Here is a 1,820-nt window from a genome sequence, read left to right on the forward strand (position 1 = left end):
TATATAGAGCAATCTTGGTCAACTGAAATTAAATATGCAGTTCAAAACCAAGAAATAGTTATAGGCATGACAGAAAGGCAAGTCCGTTTATCATGGGGTCAACCAGATGATATAAATAGCACTGTTACTGCTGAAAATAGAGATGAGCAATGGGTTTATGGAGATGAAACTGAAAGAACTTATCTCTACTTCGAAAATGGAGAATTAACAACCTATCAAAACTAAGTAAAAGTATGCCTAACACGCGCATTAAGGGGACGTGCCTCGCCGTTGGCTGCCGGTTTCGATTTTGTCAGTTTCCGTAGTACATTTTAAAGCAAATTCACCGTCATTTTGCACGCCCCTTATGCGCAAGGTCGTTAGTACGCTACCAAAATAATTCAGTAATCGTGGATTTAGAGAATCATTACAATAAGCTATGGAGCCAGTCCCTTCAGAAATTTAGAAGCAATGAATTTAAGTTTGATCCTTTAATAAATTCAAAGGATGACAAACGCTATGGAGTTACATTATTAGCTCGTCCTTCAGAAGAAGTAAAACAAAATATTTCAGATGCTCTTGAAGAAATTAGAAGCGTAGCTCCCCACCAATATTATTACCCGGAATCAGATTTACATATTACTATTTTGTCAATTATTTCTTGTTACGATGGTTTTTCACTTGATCAAATAGATCCAGTAGATTACGAGAAAGTTGTACAATATGCTATTAATTCAATTTCTCCTTTTGAAATAGAATTTCGGGGATTAACAGCTTCTCCTTCATGTATTTTGGTCCAAGGATTTCCAAGTAGTAATCAGTTAATCGATTTAAGAAATGAGTTAAGGGAATTGTTTAAAGATGCCAGCCTGCAACATTCCATTGATAAACGTTATCAGTTGCAAACAGCTCACATGACAGCTATTCGATTTAAAGAATCGTTTGAAAATACTGAGAGATTTATCAACAAAACTACTGAGCTAAGAGACAGAAGTTTTGGCAGTTGTGTCCTTGACGAAGTTGAGCTCGTCGGAAATGATTGGTATCAGCAAAAAGAAAAAGTCGAATCCATTGCTAAATTTTCCTTGAGTAAACAAAAAGTGTAGTAGCGTACTAACCCGCGCATTAACGCGGACGCACCTCGCCAATTCTTTGCCCCTCTTGGTTTTAAGCCTCTTCTTTCGTTAGTTGCTAATTCAACATCAATCCGTGCGCCGGTTATGCGCAATGTCGTTAGTTTGCCCGCCGGCCTTCACGGTCTGTCAATAAAGGCTGTTTCGGCTGTAAAAATATCCATTTTTCAGCCGCTTCTGGGTTGCCTTTTCCACTACTCAATTTGCCTCATCGTTATTTTCCTTTCCGAAAATCCTATTTCCCGTTTTGTCCTGGCCGGTCGGGGCTAAATCATCTTACGTCCGCTGTTGTCTTCCGTTGTTTTTATCAAAGCCGTTGCTGGTTCTACATCTTCAGCCCCAAACTAACCCGGCGCTATCAGCGGACAGGCCTCGCCCTTTCTTGCCCAACTCCCATTTTTTAGTTACTCTTTCTTTTTATAAAAAAATATACATTCCGGCGCCTGCAGCTGTAGCGCTAATCGTTAGGTAAAATTTGATTTAGTAACTCAAGAGGAAAATTTTTTAATTATTTTACTATCTCCATGAAGACATTTTTTCAAAGGAATTTCTCCTATATCATGGAGAATAAAAAGAAAGTCCTACCCCAAGTATTTATCTTTTACTTCATACTTGCGTTTGGGTATCTAACGATTTTTTTACCAGTGAATATCTGGACTACTGTGAATTTTTTCACTGTCGGCCCACTTTTCATATGGTCATTTTTCC

At 38.3% G+C, this 1,820-nt stretch carries 1 protein-coding gene and 1 pseudogene; both read left to right on the plus strand.

Going from position 1 to position 1,820, the window contains the following annotated elements:
• A pseudogene (locus tag CK503_RS16195) lies at positions 1-225 on the plus strand (hypothetical protein); the annotation flags it as partial.
• 164 nt (positions 226-389) lie between these two features.
• Positions 390-1,085: a 2'-5' RNA ligase family protein gene (locus tag CK503_RS15840; protein ID WP_095607808.1), complete on the plus strand. Its 696-nt coding sequence runs from the start codon at positions 390-392 to the stop codon at positions 1,083-1,085.
• Positions 1,086-1,820 lie beyond the last annotated feature (735 nt).

Origin of the sequence: Fodinibius salipaludis, assembly GCF_002287075.1 — a bacterium.
Lineage (GTDB): Bacteria > Bacteroidota > Rhodothermia > Balneolales > Balneolaceae > Fodinibius > Fodinibius salipaludis.